The organism is Microbacterium sp. P2_F9, assembly GCF_056403635.1.
In genome coordinates this window covers 1-2,865 of the sequence record NZ_JBFUFC010000311.1, presented here as the reverse complement: position 1 = coordinate 2,865, position 2,865 = coordinate 1, and the positions used below count along the sequence as shown (strand labels likewise).

Annotated in this window: 4 protein-coding genes; all 4 read right to left on the bottom strand. The window is 70.9% G+C overall.

Features of this window, described 5'->3' with window-relative positions; all coding sequences use genetic code 11:
- Window positions 1-563 (bottom strand): ABC transporter permease (locus tag AC1DVT_RS19290; protein WP_477390909.1); only part of this gene is annotated, 563 nt, incomplete at its 3' end.
- A complete protein-coding gene (locus AC1DVT_RS19285; RefSeq protein ID WP_477390907.1) occupies window positions 560-1,444 on the bottom strand; it encodes an ABC transporter ATP-binding protein in 885 nt (294 codons plus the stop codon). The genes AC1DVT_RS19290 and AC1DVT_RS19285, both read right to left, overlap by 4 nt.
- A gap of 114 nt (window positions 1,445-1,558) precedes the next feature.
- A complete protein-coding gene (locus tag AC1DVT_RS19280; RefSeq protein WP_477390905.1) occupies window positions 1,559-2,248 on the bottom strand; it encodes a response regulator in 690 nt (229 codons plus the stop codon).
- The coding region (locus AC1DVT_RS19275) for a sensor histidine kinase (protein ID WP_477390903.1) at window positions 2,245-2,865 on the bottom strand (621 nt) is incomplete at its 5' end. The genes AC1DVT_RS19280 and AC1DVT_RS19275, both read right to left, overlap by 4 nt.

Genomic DNA, 2,865 nt, shown 5'->3' with positions numbered 1-2,865 from the left:
GCCGAGATGAGCAGCTCGACCACGCGCGTCTGCTTCTCTTCGACGACGCTCTGCGCGATCGTGCCKCCGAACAGCGACGCCGCGAGCAGGAACACCACGCCGAAGCCGATCGCGACGAGGTACCGCAGCGCCTCGTCCGTGGCCGAGGGGTTCAGCAGCTGCACCGTCGGAAGCTCGGCGAGCGAGAGGATCAGCTGTGTCGGCGCGCTCGAGTCCGCGATGACCGCGAAGCCCGTCGGCGACGCGGAGTCGCCGACGATCGCCGCATCGACATCGCCCGACTGGACCAGGGCCTCCGCCTCGGCGCGGTCCGCGGCATCCGTCACCTCGAGACCGGGGACGTCCTGCACGTACTGCTGCGCGTCTGCGGTCACGGCGACGGGGGTGCCGCTGGTCGAACCGGCCTGGATGCCGCCCCAGACCACGAGGGCGAGCGCCCCGAGGAAGAGGATGATCGTCGAGATCAAGAAGGCCTTGCTGCGGATCTTCGAGGCGATCTCGCGCTCGGCGACGAGCCACACGCTCTGCGGCGTGCTGGGCGCTCGGGTGGATGCAGTGCTCACTGGATGACCTCTCTGAAGATCTGGGCGAGTGTCGGATGCTGCGGCGCGAAGCTCGCGACATCCCCCTGTGCGATGGCCCGGCGCAGCACCCGCTGCGCGGTCTCATCGCTGTCGACGTCGAACACGGCGTAGCCGCCGTCGAAGCCCTGGACCTCGACGCCCGGCTCGCCGCGGAGCCACCCGGCATCACCCGCCGAGATCAGCTCGAAGCGGCGCGTGGAGTGCTCCGCGCGCAGCGAGTCGCGGGCGCCGGCTGCGCGGATCGTGCCGCCGGCGATGATCACGAGGTCGTCGCACAGTCGCTCGACCACGTCGAGCTGGTGCGACGAGAAGAGCACGGCCACGCCGTCCGCGGCTCGTCCCTGCAGCACGCCGGCGACGATGTCGACGGCGAGCGGGTCAAGTCCCGAGAACGGCTCGTCGAGGATGAGCACCTCGGGGTCGTGCACCAGCGCCGCGGCGATCTGGGCGCGCTGCTGGTTGCCGAGTGAGAGCGTCTCGACGTTGTCGGCGAGGCGCTCGCCGAGTCCGAGCTGCTCGAGCAGCGCGGTGGCCCTGGTCGCGGCATCCGCTCGGGAGAAGCCGTGCAGCCGGGCGAGGTACACGATCTGCTCGAGCACCTTCATCTTCGGGTACAGGCCGCGTTCCTCGGGCATGTAGCCGAAGCGCCGGCGATCGGATGCCGTCACCTCGACGCCGTCGAGCGTCACAGTGCCGGCGTCCTTCGACAGCACGCCGAGGATGATCCGCATGGTCGTGGTCTTGCCGGCGCCGTTGCCGCCGACGAATCCGGTGAGGCGTCCTGGGCGCACCTCGAACGACACGTCGTCGAGCGCGGGTCTCGACCCGTAGCTCTTGTCGATCCCAGACAACTGCAGCATCGTGTCTCCTTCGGATGGCGTCACGGCTCACGCTACGCAAGCCCGGACGGAGCGGGCATCCCCCGTCAGACGGGTTTCACACCCCGCCGTGCGGGGGACAGGCGTTCGCAGACGTCACGACGGCGTCGTGAGCCCATGGCGGTGGGCGTAGACCACCGCCGCCACGCGGTCGCGGGCGCCGAGCTTCTGCAGCACGTTCGACACGTGCGTCTTGACCGTCGCCTCGCCGATGTACAGCCGCTGGGCGATCTCGGCGTTGCTGAGCGCCTCGGCGACGAGCCCCAGCACCTCCGCTTCGCGATCGGTGAGCTCGATGTGCGCCGCGGGAGCGTCGGGTGGCTGCGTCCAGGTCGGGCCGGTCCCCGTGGGGAGCTCCGCGAACCGGGCGATCACGCGCCGCGTCACCTCTGGAGCGAGCAGCGCATCGCCCGCCGCCGCGACGCGCACCGCCGAGATGAGCTCCTCGGGGCCGGCGTTCTTCAGCAGGAACCCGCTCGCACCGGCCGCCAGAGCCTGGAACAGGTAGTCATCGCGGTCGAACGTCGTCACGATCACGACAGCCGCGTGCAGTGCGGCGTCGGCGACGATGCGCCGCGTCGCCTCGAGTCCGTCCATCTCGGGCATCTGGATGTCCATGCAGATGATGTCCGGATCCAGAGCGGTTGCGGCTGCCACGGCAGCGGCGCCGTCCGCCGCCTCTCCGACCACGGTGATGTCGTCCGCGGTCTCGAGGATCATGCGGAAGCCCGCCCGCATCACGGCGTGGTCGTCGACGAGCAGCACGCGGATGCGGCGCCGGGTCATGCGGTGACCCGTGACGGCAGCGGGACGCGCATCCGCACCAGGAAGCCGCCCCGTGCACGGGGACCGACCTCGATCGTGCCGCCGGAGGCGGCGGCGCGCTCGCGCATCCCCACGATCCCGAGCCCTGGTCTGATCGCCGGCGTCACCCGGCCCTCGTTCGCGATCTCGAGCTCGAGGTCATCAGGCGCGAAGCGCAGCCGCACGTCGGCGGCGGCATCCGGACCACCGTGACGCCTCGCGTTGGTGAGTGCCTCCTGCGTGACGCGGTAGATGTTGACCTGCACCAGGTCCGGCAGCTCGATCGGTTCTCCGACGATCGTCAGGGTGGTGGGCATGCCGCTGTCGCGAGCGTGCGCGACCAGGTCGGCGAGCCCCGACAGCCGCACCGTCGACGCGTCGGGAGCATCGCCCGCGGGCGTCCGGAGGGTCTCGAGGAGGTGGTGCAGTTCATCGAGCGCGGAGCGCGCCTCGCTCTCGATGGCGATCAGCGCGGTGCGGGCGCACTCCGGATCCCGGACCATCACCGAGCGCGCCGCGCCCGCCTGCACACCCATCGCCGACACGTGATGCGCGACGACGTCGTGCAGCTCGCGGGCGATGCGAACCCGGTCCAGGGC